This window comes from Streptomyces avidinii (assembly GCF_045161815.1).
GTDB classification, from domain to species: domain Bacteria; phylum Actinomycetota; class Actinomycetes; order Streptomycetales; family Streptomycetaceae; genus Streptomyces; species Streptomyces avidinii.
On the sequence record NZ_CP108863.1, the window covers coordinates 7,599,214 to 7,617,999 of the forward strand.

Here is an 18,786-nt window from a genome sequence, read left to right on the forward strand (position 1 = left end):
GTACGCCCTCGCGGCTTTGGTGACGCAGGACACGTCCGCCGCAGCCGTCACATCGTGAGCAGCATGGCCAACATCCCCATTCCCATGGCGAGTCGGCAGGCGCGGATGAGTTCGGTGGGTCCGCCCCGCCCGGCGGCCACAGGTGCGGCGGCCGCGCCGCCCGCGGTGATCAGTCTGGTTCCCCCGAGCACCACGTATCCGGCGAAGTAGAGGAGCAGCGCGCCGGTCAGCAGCGGCGCCCCGGCCCCGGCCGCGTGTCCCTGCCCGTGCCCCTGAACCTCTCCCGGTCCCGTCCCCGCCCCCAGGGTCATGTAGACCATCGTCAGCGAGCCCACCAGATGGTGGGCGTGGTGCGCCCCGCCCCGCAGCAGCCACAGGGCGTGCAGGGACGCGCCGCTGAAGACCACGGCCAGTACGGGGATTCGCCATCCCTCACCGCCTCCGAGGGGCAGCGCCATCAGAGCCATCCCGAAGCCCATCACCGCCTCCCCGGCGGCCCCGCCCGCATCGCGCACCCGCCGCAGGCAGTACGCACCGCTCACCGCGCACAGCAGCACCAGCAGCCAGGAGGAGACGTAGGGGGCGAGCGAAGTGGCAGAACCGTGCACGGCGGAACCTCCCGGTTCGTCGGCGTCACGGGGAGAGATGCCCCTCTCACAGCACCCTCACGCGGCTCCGGGATACGCTCTCCCTGCCTTCCCGGCATGTCATATGCCGCCGCACTGAACGGAGCGCCCGATGACGACCGCCCAGCCCGCAGCCCTCAGTTTCCGCAGCGCCGTCGAGACGGACGTTCCGGAACTGGTGGAACTCGTCGAGTCCGCCTACCGCGGGGACGCGAGCCGGGCCGGCTGGACCACCGAGGCCGACTACCTGGACGGGCAGCGCACCGACCCGGACGGGGTCCGCGCCGTCATCGCCGCCCCGGACGGGCTCCTGCTCGTCGTCGAGCGCGCGGGCGAGCTCGTCGCCTGCTGCCAGCTCGAACACCGGGACGATCACGTCTACTTCGGGATGTTCGCCGTCCGCCCCGGGCTCCAGGGCGGCGGCCTCGGCAAGGAGATCCTGGCCGAGGCCGAGCGCCGCGCCCGCGACACCTGGGGCGCCAAGGAGATGCGGATGACGGTGGTGAACGTACGGGAGGAGCTCATCGCCTACTACGTGCGCCGCGGCTACCGGCGGACCGGCGAGCTGAGCCCCTTCCCCTACGGTGACGAGCGCTTCGGCGTCCCGCTCCGCGACGACCTCGCCTTCGAGCTGCTGGTCAAGTCGCTCTGAGCGCAGGCGCGCCGGGCCGGAGCCCGGACCCCGTCAGGCGGTGAAGCGGCCGGTGCTGCGGACCTCCGGGAAGTCCGTGGCGGCGCCGTCCAGTCCGAGCGCCCGCGCGAGCCGCAGGAGGTCCAGGGTGTCGACCGCCCGGCCCGTCACGCGCAGGCCCGCCGCGTGCGCGGACTCCACCGCCTCCAGGCTGAGCCGGTGGATGTCCACGGCGATCGTCGCGGCGCCCGCGGCCAGCGCCCGGTCCACCAGTGACCCGGCCTCCGCGACGGGGGAGTCCGAGCACAGGACGGTCCGTACGCCCGGCACCAGCCGGGCCGTCTCGACGAGCACCGCCTCCCGGTCGGAGGCCACCTCCACCCGCGAGGTCAGGTCGCGGCGCAGGATCAGTTCCGCGAGCACCGGGGCGGCGGCCAGGTCGCCGACGAAGGTCTGGAGCGGCACCCGGACCGCGTCCAGGACCTCCTCGAGGACCGGTACGTGCTCGCCCTGACCGGCGTCCAGCTCGCGCAGCTCGGCCAGGGTCAGATCGGCGACGGCCCCCGAGCCGTCGGTGGTCCGGTCCACCTCGGGGTCGTGCACGGCGACGAGCGCTCCGTCCTTGCTGAGGCGCAGATCCAGAGCGATGACGTCCATGCCGCAACGTTCTGCTCGGAGGTACGACCGCAGGGTGTTCTCCGGTTCGACACCCATGACCCCGCGGTGACCGATGGTGAGGAAAGTCAAGGTTCTCTCGCTTCCGTCGACGGCGGCTCCCCGCGCGGCTGCGGTGTCCCGACCGGCCGCGCGCGATGAGGACGCATGCTAGTGCGCCTCGGGCCCGAAGGGACCGGGCGTGCACGGCCCCGCAGGAGCGTCCCGGCCGCTTCCCGCCAGGGTCGTGCGCCCCGCCGGGGCCGATGCCGGGCCTGTCGCGTCACCCGGGCGTGGGCGCGTCCCCGTCGGCTTGACGACCGGGGTGCTGCCGGTTCCGCTCGAGCCCGTCCAGGTCGGTGAGCAGGGCCTCGGCGAGCTCCAGTTCGGCCAGGTGCTGCCGCTCGCTCCAGCGCAGGGCGAGGGTGGGGAAGCTCCATTCCGGTACGCCGCCCGCGTGCTCCATGGCCTCCCGTACGGCGGCCAGTTCGCCCCGGGTGCGGTCCAGGTGCTCGCCGACCATCGCGCGCAGTCGCTCGGGCTCGGCCAGGTGGCCGAGCCAGATCCGCAGCAGCAGTCCGTGCTTGAGTACGGGGGGCCCGGCCTCGGCGGTGTCGGCTGCCCAGCCGGCCAGCGCCTCGCGCCCGGCGTCGGTGATCGCGTAGCGCCGCTTGGCCCGCGTCTCCTCGGGTCCCGAGCGCACGGAGGCCGCGTAGCCGAGTTCCTCCAGGCGGCGCAGCTCCGCGTAGATCTGGCTGATGGCCGGCGACCAGTAGAAGAAGCGCAGGGAGGAGTCCGCCCACTTCTTCAGCTCGTAGCCGGTCCGCTCGCCGGGGAAGGAGAGCAGACCCAGCACGGCCCACGCGGTCGGCGGCAGCTCTTGCTTCTTCGAGTTCTGACTACTAGTCATATTCCGAATTGAAGTGAGACCGGGTACGCGACGCAACCCTGGAGGCACAGTGAAATTCTCCGTGATCTTCGAAGCCCAACTTGCCGACCCGACGGTGGAGCGGGAGCACCAGGTCATCCGCGACTGCGTCGAGCAGGCCGTACTGGCCGAACGGATGGGATTCGACCGGATCTGGGCGGTCGAGCACCACTCCCTGAAGTGGTACGCACACATGTCCGCCCCGGAAGTCTTCCTGACCTGGGTCGCCGCCAGGACCAGCACCATACGCATCGGCCACGGCGTCGTGTGCATGCCCTTCAACTTCAATCACCCGGTGCGGGTCGCCGAGCGGGCCGCCATGCTCGACCTGCTCTCGGGCGGGCGCCTCGACCTCGGGGCCGGGCGCGGGGGCACCGAGCAGGAGACCTCGCTGTGCGGGGTGGACCGGGACCGCACGACCGCCGAGGTCGAGGAGGCCCTGCGGATCATCGGGCGGGCCTGGCAGGAGGAGGAGCTGGAGTACCACGGGGAGCTGATGGACATCGATCCGCACCCGATCCTGCCGCGGCCGCGGCAGACCCCGCACCCGCCGCTGTTCCTGGCGTGCAGCCGGGGCGAGACGCTGGTCCAGGCGGCCGAGCTGGGGATCGGGGCGCTGGTGATGGGCTTCGCCGGCCCGGAGTCCATCGCGCAGATGCGGTCCGTCTACGACGCCGCGATCGCCGGGCGCGACGGGAGCCGCTTCGTGTCCACCGTGGTCAACGACCACTTCTCCGTGCTCTGCCCGACCATCGTGCTCGACGACCGGGCCCGGGCGCGCCGCATCGGCACCCGCGGCCAGCGGTTCTTCGCCCAGTCCATCGGCCACTGGTACGGCGGGGCGGGCATCCCGGACGAGGCCGTGGTCGCGGGCGCCGACGAGGCCGCGGAGATGCGCCGGGCCGCCGAGCAGGTGGTGGCCCGGCTCCACGAGCTGGACATACCGGTGCGGCCGACCTCGACGGCCACCTTCAACGCCGACCACGCCTACGGGTCCGCCGACGACGCCATCGCGTACGTGGAGCGGCTGCGGGAGGCCGGCGCCGACGAGATCATGTGCCTGATCCAGATGGGCACGGTGGAGCAGGAGGCCTGCCTGGAGACCCTTCGCCAATGGGGCGAGAAGGTCATTCCGTACTTCCGGGGCGTGTGATGTGCGCCTCTGCCGCCCCCCGGGCCCCGCCCGCCCCCATGCGGCCGCAGTGCGGCCGCCGGGTCGGGGGAAGCCTTGGCGCGATTGGGCGGAGTGGTCGATTCCGCGCCGACGAACGGGAAGACTTCCGGTGAAGGAGGGGGTGACGCAGGATAATTTCCCGAGTCTCCTCTTGAGCGGAAGAGCCTCGCGCGCATACGCTGCCCATACGTGAGGTTCTCCTGTGGAGGAAGTGACATGACGGAAACTCTTGTGCCCGGAACCGGCGGCGCCGTGATAACCGCCGGAGCGCGGGTGGTGGACCACCCCGCATGGCCCGAGCTCAAGGCCGCCGTGGAGGAGATCCGGCCCTGGCAGGCCAAGGACGGCTCCATCGACTTCGAGGTCGAGGGCGCCCACGGTCGTGCCACCGTCCTCGCCGCCGTGGACCGCGTGATCGAGGCCGTCGAGACGCTGTCCCCGCTGCTCCCGCACGGAGCCGCGTACCACCGCGCGCTCGTCGCCGACCTGCGCAAGTGGGCCGCGGACGACTTCAAGGTCCCGGACTTCCTCGACTCCCTGCTGGCCTTCCACCCGGCCGCCGAGCGCGCCGACGGTCTCCAGCACCTCGTCGTCTTCCCCATGTACACCCAGAACGGCAACCTGGACCGCAACCTGGAAGCCGTCGTGCTCAAGATGGTGTGGCCCGAGTGGCTCGCCGAGCTGGAGCGCACCCGTTACGACAACCCGCTCTTCCTCGGCATCACCTTCGAGGACTTCACGCCGGGCTACGACACCCACTCCGCCGTGCTCTTCCCGGAGACCATCGCCGTGCGCGAGGCCCCCGAGCGCTTCACCTGGGGCGGCATCTTCTGCGACCGCGAGGCCGCCCGCTACCGCAAGGTGACCGAGGCCGCCGTCGACATCCTGGGCATCGACCTGCCCGAGGACATCGCCCGCATGGTCGAGGACCAGGAGCGCTGCGAGAAGGCCTTCGTCCTGTGGGACATGGTCCACGACCGCACCCACAGCCACGGTGACCTGCCGTTCGACCCCTTCATGATCAAGCAGCGCCAGCCGTTCTGGATGTACGGCCTGGAGGAGCTGCGCTGTGACCTCACCGCCTTCAAGGAGGCCGTGAAGCTGGAGTCCGAGGGCAACGAGCACGGCCGTGACGTGCAGTACGCCGTCCTCTTCGACCGGATGTTCCGCTTCCCGGTCTCCGGCGACCGCAACCGCAACTACGACGGCCTCGGCGGCCAGCTGCTCTTCGCCTACCTCCACAAGCACGACGTCGTGCGCTGGACGGACAACAAGCTGAAGATCGACTGGATGCGTGCCCCGCAGGTCACCAACCAGCTGTGCGCCGACATCGAGGACCTCTACCGGGCCGGCATCGACCGCCCGAAGCTCGTCCACTGGTTCAAGGCGTACGAGCTGGTCTCCACCTACCTCGCCCCGCACCCGGGCTCCAAGTGGGCCAAGGGCCCCGACGCCCTGGACATGACGCAGCCCCCGCGCAAGCTCGTCGACGACGTGCTTCCGGACGAGTTTCCGCTCAGCATGTTCTTTGAGGCGCTCGCCAAGAAGCTCAAGGGAGTGATCGCCTCCACGAAGGGCATCACCGCCCTGAATGCCGAGCAGGCCGAGCGAGTCGCCGCGTGAGCGCTCGCCCACAGGAGGCTGGACTGATGAACGGCTCCGGGAACGGCAACGGAAAGCTGCACGGAGCGGTGGTGGCGGTGGCCGGGGCCGGTGGCCCCGCCGGCCGTGCCACCCTGCTCCGCCTCGCCGAGGCGGGCGCGGTGGTCGTCGCGTCCGACGCCGATCCGGCGCGGCTCGCGGAGGCCGTCGACGCGGCGCGCTACGCCCATGGCGGCGCCACCATCACCGGTGACACCGTCGACCTGCTCGACCTGAACGCCACCAAGGCCTGGGCCGAGCAGACCGAGAAGGAGTTCGGCCGGATCGACGGCCTGGTCCACCTCGTCGGCGGCTGGCGCGGAAGCAAGACCTTCACCGACGCCGACCTCGCGGACTGGACCTTCCTGGAGAAGCTCCTCATCCGCACCGTCCAGCACACCTCGCTGGCCTTCCACGACGGGCTCCTGCGCAGCGACCGCGGCCGCTACGTGCTGATCAGCCAGTCCGGAGCGCACAAGCCGGTCGCCAACAACGCGGCGTACAACGCGGGCAAGGCGGCCGCCGAGGCCTGGACCCTGGCGATGGCGGACTCCTTCCGCAAGGCGGGGGGTGACGAGGGCCCCGGCGCGGCAGCTGCGATCCTGGTCATCAAGGCACTGGTGCACGACGCGATGCGCGCCGAGCGTCCCAATGCGAAGTTCGCGGGCTTCACCGACGTGCAGGAGCTGGCCGAGGCCATCGCCGGCGTCTGGGAGCGGCCCGCAATCGATGTGAACGGACAGCGTCTGTGGCTCACTCCGCAACCGTGAGAACCGAGGCAGGCAGGACCGACGCCCGGCGCCACCACGATCCGGCGGTGCGAGGTTTCGCGAGCGACAACTATGCGGGGGTGCACCCGGAGGTCCTGGCTGCCATCGCGCTCGCCAACGGCGGCCACCAGGTCGCCTACGGCGAGGACGACTACACCGAGCACCTGCAGAAGGTCGTACGCAGCCACTTCGGCCCGTACGCGGAGGCCTTCCCGGTCTTCAACGGCACCGGCGCGAACGTCACCGCCCTCCAGGCGATGACGGACCGCTGGGGTGCGGTGATCTGCGCCAAGAGCGCCCACATCCACGTGGACGAGGGCGGCGCGCCGGAGCGGATGGCGGGCCTCAAGCTGCTCGCCGTCCCGACCCCGGACGGCAAGCTCACCCCCGAGCTCATCGACCAGGAGGCCTGGGGCTTCGAGGACGAGCACCGGGCGATGCCGCAGGTCGTGTCGATCACCCAGAACACCGAGCTGGGCACGGTCTACACGCCGGACGAGATCCGGGCGATCTGCGAGCACGCCCACCGGCTCGGCATGAAGGTCCACCTCGACGGTGCCCGGATAGCCAACGCCGCGGCCTCGCTCGACGTGCCCATGCGCGCCTTCACGAACGCGGTCGGCGTGGACGTGCTGTCGTACGGCGGCACCAAGAACGGCATGATGTTCGGCGAGGCGGTGGTGGTGCTCAACCCGGACGCGGTCCGGCAGATGAAGCACATCCGCAAGATGTCGATGCAGCTCGCGTCCAAGATGCGGTTCGTGTCGGTGCAGCTGGAGGCCCTGCTGGCCAAGGACCTGTGGCTGCGCAACGCCCGGCACGCCAACGCGATGGCGCAGCGGCTCGCCGCCGGCGTGCGCGAGACGGACGGCGTGGAGATCCTCTACCCGGTGCAGGCGAACGCGGTGTTCGCCCGGCTGCCCCATGAGGTCTCCCGGCGGCTGCAGAAGCGTTACCGCTTCTACTTCTGGGACGAGGCCGCGGGCGACGTCCGCTGGATGTGCGGCTTCGACACCCAGGAAGAGGACGTCGACGGCTTCCTCCAGGCGCTGAAGGAAGAGCTGGCCCGCTAGCGGGTGGAGTAGTACCGCACAATCTGCATAGTTATACCCTCGATCGGAAATCTATGGATTTTCGGTCGGGGGTATCACTATGCTCCGGGCCATGCAGCTGACCCAGCGGAACCCCGATATTCACGCATACTTGGTGTCCGACGAGGCGATCGACCACTGGCATCCACTCGTGCAGGAGACCGCCGACACCCTCTGGTCCACCACCGGCGACGCATACTCATACGCCGAGGCCGCCTTCGCATTCGTCCGCGACACCATCCCGCACTCGGCCGATTCCGGCGACCTCCGCGTCGCGTGGCGCGCGTCCGACGTCCTCGCGACGCGCAACGGCATCTGCCACGCAAAGTCCCACGCCCTCATCGCCCTGCTGCGCGCCCAGGGCATCCCGGCGGCGCTGTGCTACCAGCGCCTCACCGAGGACGACGGGACGGCCCCCCTCGTGCACGGGCTGATCGCCCTGCGCCTGCCCGGCAGTGCGTGCTGGTCCCGACTCGACCCGCGCGGCAACAAGCCCGGCGTGGACGCCCGGTTCGACCTCGACCGCGAACGGCTGGCCTTCCCCGTGCGCCCGGAACTCGGCGAGATCGACTACCCGGAACTCCACGCCCACCCGCACCCGGCCGTGCTCAAGGCCCTTCGGGAGTCTGTCGACCGGCCGCAGTTGTGGCGGAACCTTCCGACGGCCCTGTAGGGCCTGTGGGCCCCGCAGGCGCGGTGGATCCGGCGCGGGCCGTCCGTCCGGGCCCCCGCGGCACCGCCAGGGCGTGCAGCAGTGCCGCCGCGAGCAGCAGTCCGGCGATCGCGGTCAGCAGCGCCGCCGCGGGCGCATCGGCCGCGATGCCCACCAGGGCGGCCCCGGCCGACGCGGCCGTCAGCTTCAGGCCCGCCCCCAGGGTGAACACCTGCGTCCGCACTCCGTCCGGTGCGTACTGCGAGCGGATCCGCAGCGCTCGTCCGTCGACACCCGCGCCGAGCTGATCGACTACTGGCACGGCCAGAGCACCTTCGTGGACGGACTCGCCCAGGAGACCTGCCGCGACTTCGGCCACACCGGTATGGGGATCGCCGCGGCCATGCACGTCGCCGAGACCTCACGGATCCAGGGCCGGGACCTCTACCCGCAGTTCAAGGACCGGTTCCGGCACGCGCTGCACGGAAACGGTCCCGCCGACCGGGGCAGGCATCACGACGGCTCCGACGACGGGATCCGGGTCCCGCACGGCAAGCCGCAATGGCAGTGCTTCGCCGCCCCGTGCGAGCCGCCGACCGGCCACGACCACGACCGGCACTGAGCGGCCGGCCTCGACGACATCGGCCGCCGGGCCCCCTGAGGGTCCCGGCGGCCGATGTCGTGCGCGGAGTCGATCAGCCGGCCTCGCGGACCTCGGCCGCCGTCGGCGCGGTGCCGCCCAGGTGGGCCGGCAGCCACCACGAGTCGTCGGCGCCCTTCGGCTTGTCCGGGTAGGCGCGCTGCGCGGTGTCCAGCAGCTCCTGCACGCGCTCGCGCAGCCGGCGGGTGATGGCGCCGGCGTACTGGTCGGCCGGGGCCTCCACGGGCTCGCCCACGCGCATCGTCACCGGGATGTGGCTGCGCTTGAGGTTCTTCGGGCGGCCCTTGGTCCACAGTCGCTGGGTGCCCCACAGCGCCACCGGGATCAGCGGGACCCCGGCATCCTGCGCCATGCGCGCCGCACCCGACTTGAAGCTCTTGAGCGTGAAGGACTGGGAGATCGTCGCCTCCGGGAAGACGCCGATGATCTCGCCGGCCCGCAGCGAGTCCAGGGCGTGCTGGTAGGCGGCCTCACCCTGCTTGCGGTCGACGGGGATGTGCTTCATCGCGCGCATCAGCGGACCGGACACCTTGTGCCGGAACACCGACTCCTTCGCCATGAAGCGGACCAGGCGCTTCTGCGGCCGCGCCGTCAGGCCGGCGAAGATGAAGTCGAGGTATCCGATGTGGTTCGACACCAGGACCGCACCGCCCTTGCGGGGGATGTTCTCGGTGCCCTTCATGTCGATACGGATGTCCAGCGCGCGGAAGAGTCCGTGCGCGGCGCCGATCACGGGAGGGTAGACGAGCTCAGCCATGGTGGGGAGACCCCGCTTTCTGCCTGGGGAGGTGCTCCCGGCCGGAAGTTACGGAAGCGTAGGTACGCGACCATGGGGATCGTGCCCCATACGCGGGCCGCTGGCCAGTCCAGAAGACCCTACCCGGGGAGATTCTCGTCACGCCGGGAATGTCGCGGGCCTTCCGGGTGCTCCGATCGACGGACGGGCGTACGAGGATGACGTACGTACACGAATACGGCGACGGGAGCGCGGGTGCTCGGGCAGGAAGAGGCGCGGATCCGGCTGGGCGCCGCCGAACTGGGTGCGGAACCGGGGGCGCGGGCCAGCCTGGTGCAGTTCTCCAGCGCGTTCTGCCAGCCCTGCCGGGCCACGCGGCGGATCCTCGCCGAGGTCGCGGCGATGGTCGACGGGGTCGCGCACATCGAGATCGACGCCGAGGAACGACTCGACCTGGTACGCATCCTCGGGATCGAGAAGACCCCGACCGTGCTGGTCCTGGACGCGACGGGCCGGATCGTGCGGCGGGCCGCCGGAATGCCGCGCAAGGTGGACGTGATCGCCGCTCTCGGGGCCGCCGTATGACGGGCGGCCCGGCCGGCGGGCGGACCGGGGGAGCGGGTCCGGGGGCGCCGGTGCGCGCGCCCGCACACAGCGTGACGCGCCTGACATCTGCCCGATCCCGCTTGACTGTGTCCACGGGAGATCGCCAGGCTGGCGGCATGCGGTATGAACTCCTGCTCTACGGACGGGTCCATGTGGACCTCGTCCGCCACGCGAGCGCGCGCTGTTGGGATCACTGAAAGCCCAGGCCCCCGATCCCCGACAGTGCCCGCGTGTTCCGCGGCAGAAGGCAGAACCCTGATGACTGCTCCCACAGTCCCTACCGTCCCGACGTTCCCGACGGCTCCGTCCCCCCGTGCCCCCCGCTCCGGCGCAGGCGCGGGTGCGGGCATCGGCACGGCCCGTCCCGGCTCGCCCGACCTGCTGCGGTCGGTCTTCCGGCAGCACGCGGCCGGTGTCGCCGTGATCACGGCCCAGGACGGCGGCCGCCCGGTGGGTTTCACCGCCACCTCGCTCAACTCCGTCTCCGCCGACCCGCCGCTGCTGTCCTTCACGATCGGCACCGGGGCCTCCACCTGGCCCGCGGTGCGCGACAGCGAGTACCTCGGTGTCCACATACTCGGCGAGCACCAACGGGAGCTGGCCGGGCTGTTCGCCCGGAGCGGAGCCGACCGCTTCGGCCCGTCGACCGGCTGGGCCGCCGGCCCGCACGGGGTGCCGGTACTGGACGGCGTACTGGCGTGGCTCGTCTGCCGGGTGGTCGCACGTGTGCCCGCCGGCGAACATCGTGTGATCATCGCCGAGGCGGTCGTGGGGGATCCGGCCGGGGAAGGCCGCCCCCTGCTGTACCACCAGGGGCGCTTCAACGCGTTGCGCGACTGAATCGTCCCTGCTCGGCCGGGTCGGACGGCGTTGGGCAGATCACAGTTCGGCAGCCTTGCCACTTGGTGGGACCCACGATGTACTGACGAGTAACATTCCCTTCGGAGCGCGGGCCGCCCCGACCGGGATCCGCCCGACAAGGCGCCTATGCTGCCTGCATAAGGCGGTACCAGAAAAGACGATGCGGTAGGAGAGCCGGCGTGAGCCTGAGGATCGTTGTCTGTGTGAAGTACGTGCCCGACGCCACGGGCGACCGGCAGTTCACCGAGGACTTGACCGTCAACCGTGACGACGTCGACGGCCTGCTGTCGGAGCTCGACGAGTACGCCGTCGAGCAGGCGCTGCAGATCGCCGACGAGGCCGACGATGCCGAGATCACCGTCCTGACGGTGGGCCCCGAGGACGCCAAGGACGCGCTGCGCAAGGCGCTGTCGATGGGCGCCGACAAGGCCATCCACGTCGAGGACGACGACCTGCACGGCAGCGACGTCATGGGCACCTCGCTGGTGCTCGCCAAGGCGATCGAGAAGGCCGGCTACGACCTGGTCATCACCGGCATGGCGTCGACCGACGGCACCATGGGTGTGCTGCCGGCGATCCTGGCCGAGCGCCTGGGCGTCCCGCAGGTCACCCTGCTCTCCGAGGTCAAGGTCGAGGACGGCACCGTGACCGGCCGCCGTGACGGCGACACCGCGAGCGAGCTGCTGGAGGCCTCCCTCCCCGCGCTCGTCTCGGTGACGGACCAGTCGGGCGAGGCCCGCTACCCGTCCTTCAAGGGCATCATGGCCGCCAAGAAGAAGCCGGTGGAGTCCTGGGACCTGTCCGACCTGGACCTGGAGTCCGACGAGGTCGGCCTCGAGGGCTCCTGGACCGCGGTCGACTCCGCGGCGCAGCGCCCGGCCCGTACCGCCGGCACGATCGTCAAGGACGAGGGCGAGGGCGGCAAGCAGCTGGCCGAGTTCCTGGCCGGCCAGAAGTTCATCTAAGAACCTCGGCCACCCCTCTTAGCCCCCAGACACTTCGCAATCGCAGGAGAGCAGTCCCATGGCTGAAGTTCTCGTCTACGTCGACCACGTGGACGGCGCCGTCCGCAAGCCCACCCTCGAGCTGCTGACGCTGGCCCGCCGCATCGGCGAGCCCGTCGCCGTCGCCCTGGGCGCCGGTGCCGACGCCACCGCCGCCGTGCTCGCCGAGCACGGTGCGGTCAAGGTCCTCACCGCCGACGCCCCCGAGTTCACCGAGTACCTCGTCGTACCGAAGGTGGACGCGCTCCAGGCCGCGTACGAGGCCGTTTCCCCGGCCGCCGTGCTCGTCCCGTCCTCCGCCGAGGGCAAGGAGATCGCCGCGCGCCTGGCCGTCCGCATCGGCTCGGGCATCATCACCGACGCCATCGACCTGGAGGCGGGTGACGAGGGCCCGGTCGCGACGCAGTCCGCCTTCGCCGCGTCGTTCACCACCAAGTCCCGCGTCTCCAAGGGCACTCCGGTCATCACCGTGAAGCCGAACTCGGCCCCGGTCGAGGCTGCTCCGGCCGCCGGCGCCGTCGAGGCGCTCGCCGTCACCTTCGGCGCGCTGGCCACCGGCACCAAGGTCACCGCTCGCACCCCGCGCGAGTCGACCGGTCGCCCCGAGCTGACCGAGGCCGCGATCGTGGTCTCCGGCGGCCGTGGCGTCAACGGTGCCGAGAACTTCCACATCATCGAGGAGCTCGCGGACTCCCTCGGTGCGGCCGTCGGCGCCTCGCGTGCCGCCGTCGACGCCGGCTGGTACCCGCACTCCAACCAGGTCGGCCAGACCGGCAAGTCGGTCTCCCCGCAGCTGTACATCGCCTCCGGCATCTCGGGCGCGATCCAGCACCGGGCCGGCATGCAGACCTCGAAGACCATCGTGGCCATCAACAAGGACGCCGAGGCCCCGATCTTCGACCTCGTCGACTACGGCGTGGTCGGCGACCTCTTCGCGGTCGTCCCGCAGCTGACCGGCGAGATCAAGGCGCGCAAGGGCTAGCCGCCCCGACCCCGGGACGGCGACCAGACGCGTACCGGGTGCACGAACGAGTGAGGGCCTTCCGGGGCCGGTGCGGACGGCGACGTCCTCATCGGACCCGGGAGGCCCTCGTCGTGTGCGGCCCCCGTCCGGTGCGGCGCGTCGTGCCCGGGGGCGGCCGCTCCTCGAACCCCTCTCGTGCTGTTGCGGGAGGGGCGTAGGCTGCGCTCAGCCCGGGGAGGGCACGAGAACGGGGAAGGAGTTCTTCCGATGCGGGGCGCGTTACTGGAGGGGCGATACCGGCTGGAGCGCAGGCTCGGGGCGGGTGGCATGGGCGAGGTGTGGCAGGCCCGGGACCTGCGGCTCGACCGGGAGGTCGCGGTCAAGGTGATCTCCCGGGGCGTGGCCGGTGACCACCTCCTCGAGGAGCGGTTCCGTAAGGAGGCCCGCATGGCCGCGGGCCTGACCCACCCTCGGATCGTGACCGTTCACGACCACGGCGAGGTCGAGGTCAACGGCAGCCCGGTGCTCTTCCTCGTGATGGAGCTGGTGCGGGGGCGGCCCCTGACCGCCGTGCTGCACGACCACCGCTCGGGCGCGGACCCGGGCACCGTGGTCCGGTGGGCGGTCCAGATCTGCGAGGGCCTGGCCGCCGCACATCGGGCCGGTGTGGTGCACCGGGACATCAAGCCGGCCAACATCATGGTCCACGGGCCCGCCGAGGCCGACGTCACCATCTGCGACTTCGGTATCGCCCGCCTCGCCGAGGAGACCGGGACCGGTCTGACGGCCACCGGTGCGGCCATCGGTACGCCGACCTACATGTCCCCGGAACAGGCGCGCGGCGACCGTCGCATCGACGGCCGCAGCGATCTGTACTCCCTCGGCTGCATGCTGTACGAGCTGCTGTCCGGCAGGCCGCCGTTCACCGGCTCCGGGCTGTCGGTGCTCTCGCAGCACCTCACCAGTGAACCCGCTCCGATCAGGGACCTGCGGCCCGCGGTACCCGAGGAGCTGGAACGGCTGGTGCTGGAGCTGCTGGCCAAGGAGCCCGCGGCGCGACCGGCCGACGCGCAACAGGTGATCGACCGACTGCGCAAGGGTGCGGCGCGTGCCGGACTCCGTTCCGCGGCCGCGGCCGATCCGACGGCGGGAGGCGAGAGCGCGACCGTCCTGGAGGCCGACGCGCTCGCGCCGGCACCCGCCGTCCGCACCGGGTCCCGCCACCCGGTGCCGGCCTCGTCGGTACCCGGCACCCGGCCCCGTCTCCTGTGGGGCTCCCTGCTCGGCGCCGCCGGTGTGTACACCCAGCTCGTCGTACTGGGCGGATGGGGTTCGCTGGCCCTCGGAACGCTCGGTGCCGCACTGCTCGCCTGCGTCGTGGCGTTCCTCGTCTCCAGGAATTCCGCCGACGTGACCGAAGAGGCCGGCCGGGGGGCCGCCGCGACGCTCACGGCCGGTGTCCTCATCGGCGTCCTGCTGCTGTTCTGGCCGCCCGCCCCGTGGTGGGTGGGGGCGCTGGTCCTGATCCCGTCGGGGTTCGCGCTGCTGTTCCTGTCCCACTTCGTCCGGGGGCTGGTGGGCGCGGTGGCCCGGCGGGACCCCTGGGTGGCCTGGCTCGGCACCGAGGCCGGGCTGTTCAACGGGGTGGTGTTCGCCGGCATCCTGGCGGCCGACGGGCGGGCCGTCTTCGCGGCGGTGGGCTGGGGGCTGGCGATGTGGCCTGCCGCAGCCGTCGTCACGGCCCTCTGCGTTCCCCGCATGCGGGAGGCGAACGCCCCGGCCTGATCCGGTCCCGGTACTGCTGACCTGCGTACTCTCGAATCCGGGGCCGTGTGGTGATTGTCACCGCGCGGCCCCGAGTCGTTTGTCCAGGACGGCCGGGGGACCATTGACGGAGCGGAACCCCGTGACTAAATTCTGCCATGCGGATCTAAGCTTCCGTGAAGCGGAAAAGAGGAGAGTGCACGATGGGTCAGCAGGAGAAGGTGGCGACGAGCCTCGCAGGCGCGGTCAGCGAGGGCATCAGCGCCTCCCTCGCGCCGGTGGACGCGGAGCTCGCGCGCCACTACCCGGGCGACCCCGGCACCCGGCAGCCCATCCACACCGTCTACGTACCCGGTGACGTCTTCGCCGCGGACACCGTCCGCTCCTGGGGCGACCAGGCCCTCGCGGCCCTCGACGAGCACGCCCCGGACGCCGCCACCTTCGCCAAGGTGCTCGGCATCTCCGACGAGCTGGCCGTACCCGTCTACGACCGGGTACGCGCCAAGCTGGCGAGCGAGCCGATCGAGGACCTGCGCGTCGACTTCGAGGACGGCTTCGGCGTCCGCTCCGACGAGGAGGAGGACCAGGCCGCGGCCCGCGCCGCCCGCCTGATATCCGAGGCGTACTCCAACGGCACCAACGCCCCGTACATGGGCATCCGCATGAAGTGCATGGAGTCCAACGTCCGCGACCGCGGCATCCGCACCACGGACATCTTCCTCTCCGGCCTGCTCGCCCACGGCGGCCTGCCGGAGAACCTGGTCCTGACGCTGCCCAAGGTCACCTACGCCGAGCAGGTCACCGCCTTCGTCAAGCTGCTGGAGGCCTTCGAGGCCACCCGCGGCCTGCGCCCGGGGCGGATCGGCTTCGAGATCCAGATCGAGACGAGCCAGTCCATCCTGGCCTCCGACGGCACCGCGACCGTCGCCCGGATGATCGAGGCCTCCCAGGGCCGCGCCACCGGCCTGCACTACGGCACCTTCGACTACAGCGCCTGCGTCGGGGTGTCCGCCGCGTACCAGTCGAGCGACCACCCCGCCGCGGACCACGCGAAGGCGATCATGCAGGTCGCGGCCGCCGGCACCGGCGTACGCGTCTCCGACGGCTCGACCAACGTGCTGCCGATCGGCACCACCGAGCACGTCCACGAGGCCTGGAAGCTGCACTACGGCCTGACCCGCCGCGCCCTGGCCCGCGCCTACTACCAGGGCTGGGACATGCACCCGGCGCACCTGCCGACCCGCTACGCGGCCGTCTTCACCTTCTACCGCGAGGGCCTGGAGACCGCCGCCGCGCGCCTGAAGGCGTACGTCGCCAAGATCGAGGGCGACGTGATGGACGAGCCGGCCACGGCCAAGGCCCTGGCCGGCTACCTGGTCCGCGGCCTCGACTGCGGCGCGGTCGGCACCGACGAGGTCACCGCCCTCACCGGCCTGACCCGCGCGGAACTGGACGCCTTCGCGATCCCCCGCCGCTCGGCCACCCTGACGGCCACCAACTGATCCCGGCCGACGGCCGGCCGAGGCCCGTCCGGGGGTGCCCCCGGACGGGCCTCGCGGCGTCCCGTCCTCAGTCGAGGACGAACCTTGTTTCGTCCGCCACTTCGGTCAGGATGTCCGCCACGGCCTTCAGGAAGCTGTTCTTGTCGGGGGAGGGCGCCGCGGTCGGGACGGGGGCGCCGCGGCCGAAGACATCGGCGTCGATGATGCGGGCCCGGGCGAAGGTCGATTTCGGTCCGCGCTGCCGGTAGGCGTCGAGCCACGCGTTCTGGACGTCGTCCTTGAGGCGCTGCTCGGTCAGCGCGTACAACCTCCCGGTCACGGCACCGGAAATCTCGTTGATCACCGCCTGTCGTTCCTCCTCGGTCGGCTCGCCCCCCTCCCAGCGGTCGGGGCGCTGGAGCATGAGGAAGATCTGCACCTGGAGTTCCGTGCGCAGGTCGGCGACCGGTTTCAGGGAGTCGTACTCGTCGCTCCAGCCCTCGCCCAGCCTCCGCGCAAGCGCCTTCACCCGCGCCCAGTGCTGCTTCGGCGCGTCCGGGTTGTACGCCAGGCCCAGCAGACCGCGCCACCGGGTGTGGAAGCTGCTGGTGGCGTCGCTGACCGCGAGGGGGAGGGCCATGCGGTCGAAGACCGGCCGGGCCGGACCGGTGTCCGGTGCCGCCTCGTCGGCGGAGAGGTCCGCACTGAGCAGGCGCATGTGACCGGCCGTCCGCTTCCCCTCCTTCCCGCCGGCACTCAGCGGCTTGTGCATTCCGCCGACGAAGTAGCAGTGCCGTTCGAGCTGGACGCGGACAGCACGCTCGCCGATGGGGCCGAGTTCCTTCCCCATGGCGTTCAGGACGTTCTCGACCGAGGCGAGGACGTGGCGCTTGCGGTCCGAGAAGCGCGGAAGGTTGTCGGCCTGCATGTGGTCGAAGTGGGTGAAGAGGAAGTGCAGTTTCCCGGAGTTGCCCGACACCGCAACGGCCTTGAGCGCGGCGACCGGAGCCGCCTGCATGGGCGCGGTCGCGTTGTCGACGACGAGGATCGCGTCCACCTCGTCGATCCGCTTCGCCAGGTCGGTGGAAACGGAGGTCGCCGACTTCGGTGTGTGGCCGAGCCCTTCGACGTCGATCAGGACGAGGCGGTCGCTTGCTTCCGCCCAGGTGGGGACGAACGGGCCGGCGACCCGGATCCCGTTCACCAGCGGCGTCAGCAACCGGCCGAAGAGGGGCGCGTAGTTGCTGGAGAACCGCATCACGGTCTTCAGGAACACGGCACGGTCCGCGGTCTCCAGCGTCCAGCTGAGTGGCCAGCCCTGGCGGGTGCGACGCAGCTCGCCCTCCCCGAGCAGGGAGAACCTGAGCTCGATCTCGTGCAGCAGGCCGTCCACGACGGAGTGGAACTCCTCCAGCGAGCGAAGGACGGTGTCGAGGGTCTCCTCCACGATCTCCTCGACGACCCGGGCGTCATCGTCCGTGGCCCGCAGCTCCTCGCGTGCGTCGACGGCGTACTTCTCGACCATGGAGCGCAGCCGGGGCACGGTCTGGACGAGCATGGCCACCGTGGCGGCCGGGTCGATGACGTCCAGGTCGGCGAGGCCGAGGACGTCCTCGGTGGCGCCTTCCTCCTCCTCGTCGTCCTCGTCGTCGTCGAGGATGTCGTCATCCGCCGGGAGTTCCGGTCGTCCCAGGACGTAGCTGAAGCGGAAACGCTGGTTCACGTGGTCCACGAGACGCCGTAGGGCGTCTTCTTCGGACTTGCCCTGGAGCAGGGCGAGTGCGGCGGCCGAAACGTTCTCCGTGAGGTGGTCGACGACTTCGTCACGGCCGGCGAAAGTGACGGCGGCCCGGTACGGCCCGGCTTCGGTCAGAACGATCTCGGTGTCGGCCACGGTGGTCTTGGCGGTCGACGTGGACGGGAACCGTTCGGTCTCCGGGTCCGTGCCGAGCAGCTGCCGTACCACCGTCGTCTTGCCGGCCCCGGTCGTGCCGACCAGCAGAACGTGCTTGTAGCCGTCGGCGGCGCCGGGCAGCGCAAGGAGGTCGTCCCGGATCTTCCGGTAGTCGGTCCTGCTGGTTTCGAGGTCCTCGTAGAACACGTCCACGACGCGACCGTCGAAGAGCCCCGCGGCCTGTTGACGGGAGTGCTGATCCCAGAGGGCCTGCGTACGCAGGATTTCATTGAGCTGCTCGACCAGTACGTCCGCTTCGGTGTCCACCGACGTGCCCAGTCCGCGCCGCACCCGTCTGCCCGGTCGGCCCGTGGAGGGGTCCAGGCGCACCGGGTGGCGGAAGATGACGGACCACCCCTCGCGCCCCTGGTTCCGGCTTTTCTGGGCGGTGTAGTGCGGGCTCATCGGCGCCTCCGGTTGTTCCCCGTTGTTCCCGGGGTCGCGAGGCTGGCAGAGCCCTGGCGGAGCGTCAAATCCCTTACGGGGAAAGGCGAACGTGCGATCGACCCGCGCACTCCGTCCCGGCCGGTCCGGCGCGGGCCGTCACGGGCGAACGCGCTGCGTGCGCGAGGTGCGCGGCCGGTGCGT

General features: G+C 71.2%; 17 protein-coding genes and 1 pseudogene. 13 read left to right on the plus strand and 5 right to left on the minus strand.

What is annotated here, in order from left to right; genetic code table 11:
- Nucleotides 1-47: 47 nt before the first annotated feature.
- Nucleotides 48-608 (minus strand): DUF5134 domain-containing protein, encoded by a 561-nt coding sequence (locus tag OG373_RS34180; protein ID WP_405442404.1) that lies wholly within the window; start codon nt 606-608, stop codon nt 48-50.
- Between the two features lie 130 nt (nt 609-738).
- Between OG373_RS34180 and OG373_RS34185 the strand changes: the two genes are divergently transcribed.
- The gene (locus tag OG373_RS34185; protein WP_405442405.1) at nt 739-1,278 is read left to right on the plus strand and encodes a GNAT family N-acetyltransferase; all 540 of its coding nucleotides are present in this window, start codon (nt 739-741) and stop codon (nt 1,276-1,278) included.
- Nucleotides 1,279-1,311: 33 nt separating this feature from the next.
- Here the strand turns inward: OG373_RS34185 and OG373_RS34190 are convergent, their stop codons facing one another.
- The gene (locus OG373_RS34190) at nt 1,312-2,004 is read right to left on the minus strand and encodes a glycerophosphodiester phosphodiesterase (protein ID WP_405442407.1); all 693 of its coding nucleotides are present in this window, start codon (nt 2,002-2,004) and stop codon (nt 1,312-1,314) included.
- Nucleotides 2,005-2,194: 190 nt separating this feature from the next.
- Nucleotides 2,195-2,821, minus strand: coding sequence for a PadR family transcriptional regulator (locus OG373_RS34195; RefSeq protein ID WP_405442409.1), 627 nt, complete (start codon nt 2,819-2,821; stop codon nt 2,195-2,197).
- Between the two features lie 49 nt (nt 2,822-2,870).
- Between OG373_RS34195 and OG373_RS34200 the strand changes: the two genes are divergently transcribed.
- The 6 genes and pseudogenes from OG373_RS34200 to OG373_RS34225 all read left to right on the plus strand — a co-directional run.
- On the plus strand, nt 2,871-3,992 hold the full coding sequence (locus OG373_RS34200; RefSeq protein ID WP_405442411.1) for an LLM class flavin-dependent oxidoreductase: 1,122 nt from the start codon (nt 2,871-2,873) through the stop codon (nt 3,990-3,992).
- 237 nt (nt 3,993-4,229) lie between these two features.
- A complete protein-coding gene (locus OG373_RS34205) occupies nt 4,230-5,636 on the plus strand; it encodes a DUF6421 family protein (RefSeq protein WP_397733986.1) in 1,407 nt (468 codons plus the stop codon).
- A 26-nt stretch (nt 5,637-5,662) separates the two neighbouring features.
- On the plus strand, nt 5,663-6,424 hold the full coding sequence (locus OG373_RS34210) for an SDR family NAD(P)-dependent oxidoreductase (RefSeq protein ID WP_397733984.1): 762 nt from the start codon (nt 5,663-5,665) through the stop codon (nt 6,422-6,424).
- Nucleotides 6,403-7,497, plus strand: coding sequence for a threonine aldolase family protein (locus OG373_RS34215; protein ID WP_405442413.1), 1,095 nt, complete (start codon nt 6,403-6,405; stop codon nt 7,495-7,497). The genes OG373_RS34210 and OG373_RS34215 overlap by 22 nt, the downstream gene beginning before the upstream one ends.
- 91 nt (nt 7,498-7,588) lie before the next feature.
- Nucleotides 7,589-8,188, plus strand: coding sequence for a transglutaminase family protein (locus OG373_RS34220; protein ID WP_405442415.1), 600 nt, complete (start codon nt 7,589-7,591; stop codon nt 8,186-8,188).
- A gap of 259 nt (nt 8,189-8,447) precedes the next feature.
- A pseudogene (locus OG373_RS34225) lies at nt 8,448-8,648 on the plus strand (hypothetical protein); the annotation flags it as partial.
- A 214-nt stretch (nt 8,649-8,862) separates the two neighbouring features.
- Here the strand turns inward: OG373_RS34225 and OG373_RS34230 are convergent.
- A complete protein-coding gene (locus OG373_RS34230; RefSeq protein WP_405442417.1) occupies nt 8,863-9,585 on the minus strand; it encodes a lysophospholipid acyltransferase family protein in 723 nt (240 codons plus the stop codon).
- A gap of 234 nt (nt 9,586-9,819) precedes the next feature.
- Between OG373_RS34230 and OG373_RS34235 the strand changes: the two genes are divergently transcribed.
- From OG373_RS34235 to OG373_RS34260, 6 genes are all read left to right on the plus strand, one after another.
- Complete coding sequence (locus OG373_RS34235) at nt 9,820-10,149, plus strand: TlpA family protein disulfide reductase (RefSeq protein WP_405442418.1); 330 nt, start codon at nt 9,820-9,822, stop codon at nt 10,147-10,149.
- A gap of 279 nt (nt 10,150-10,428) precedes the next feature.
- The gene (locus OG373_RS34240) at nt 10,429-11,010 is read left to right on the plus strand and encodes a flavin reductase family protein (protein ID WP_405442420.1); all 582 of its coding nucleotides are present in this window, start codon (nt 10,429-10,431) and stop codon (nt 11,008-11,010) included.
- A gap of 200 nt (nt 11,011-11,210) precedes the next feature.
- On the plus strand, nt 11,211-11,996 hold the full coding sequence (locus OG373_RS34245; RefSeq protein ID WP_397733967.1) for an electron transfer flavoprotein subunit beta/FixA family protein: 786 nt from the start codon (nt 11,211-11,213) through the stop codon (nt 11,994-11,996).
- 58 nt (nt 11,997-12,054) lie between these two features.
- Nucleotides 12,055-13,017: an electron transfer flavoprotein subunit alpha/FixB family protein gene (locus OG373_RS34250; protein WP_189966584.1), complete on the plus strand. Its 963-nt coding sequence runs from the start codon at nt 12,055-12,057 to the stop codon at nt 13,015-13,017.
- A gap of 249 nt (nt 13,018-13,266) precedes the next feature.
- The gene (locus tag OG373_RS34255) at nt 13,267-14,784 is read left to right on the plus strand and encodes a serine/threonine-protein kinase (RefSeq protein WP_405442421.1); all 1,518 of its coding nucleotides are present in this window, start codon (nt 13,267-13,269) and stop codon (nt 14,782-14,784) included.
- 182 nt (nt 14,785-14,966) lie between these two features.
- Nucleotides 14,967-16,265, plus strand: coding sequence for a DUF6986 family protein (locus tag OG373_RS34260; RefSeq protein ID WP_397733963.1), 1,299 nt, complete (start codon nt 14,967-14,969; stop codon nt 16,263-16,265).
- A 67-nt stretch (nt 16,266-16,332) separates the two neighbouring features.
- On the opposite strand, the gene OG373_RS34265 is transcribed toward OG373_RS34260, so the two are convergent.
- Nucleotides 16,333-18,603 (minus strand): hypothetical protein, encoded by a 2,271-nt coding sequence (locus OG373_RS34265; RefSeq protein WP_405442423.1) that lies wholly within the window; start codon nt 18,601-18,603, stop codon nt 16,333-16,335.
- Nucleotides 18,604-18,786: the final 183 nt, after the last annotated feature.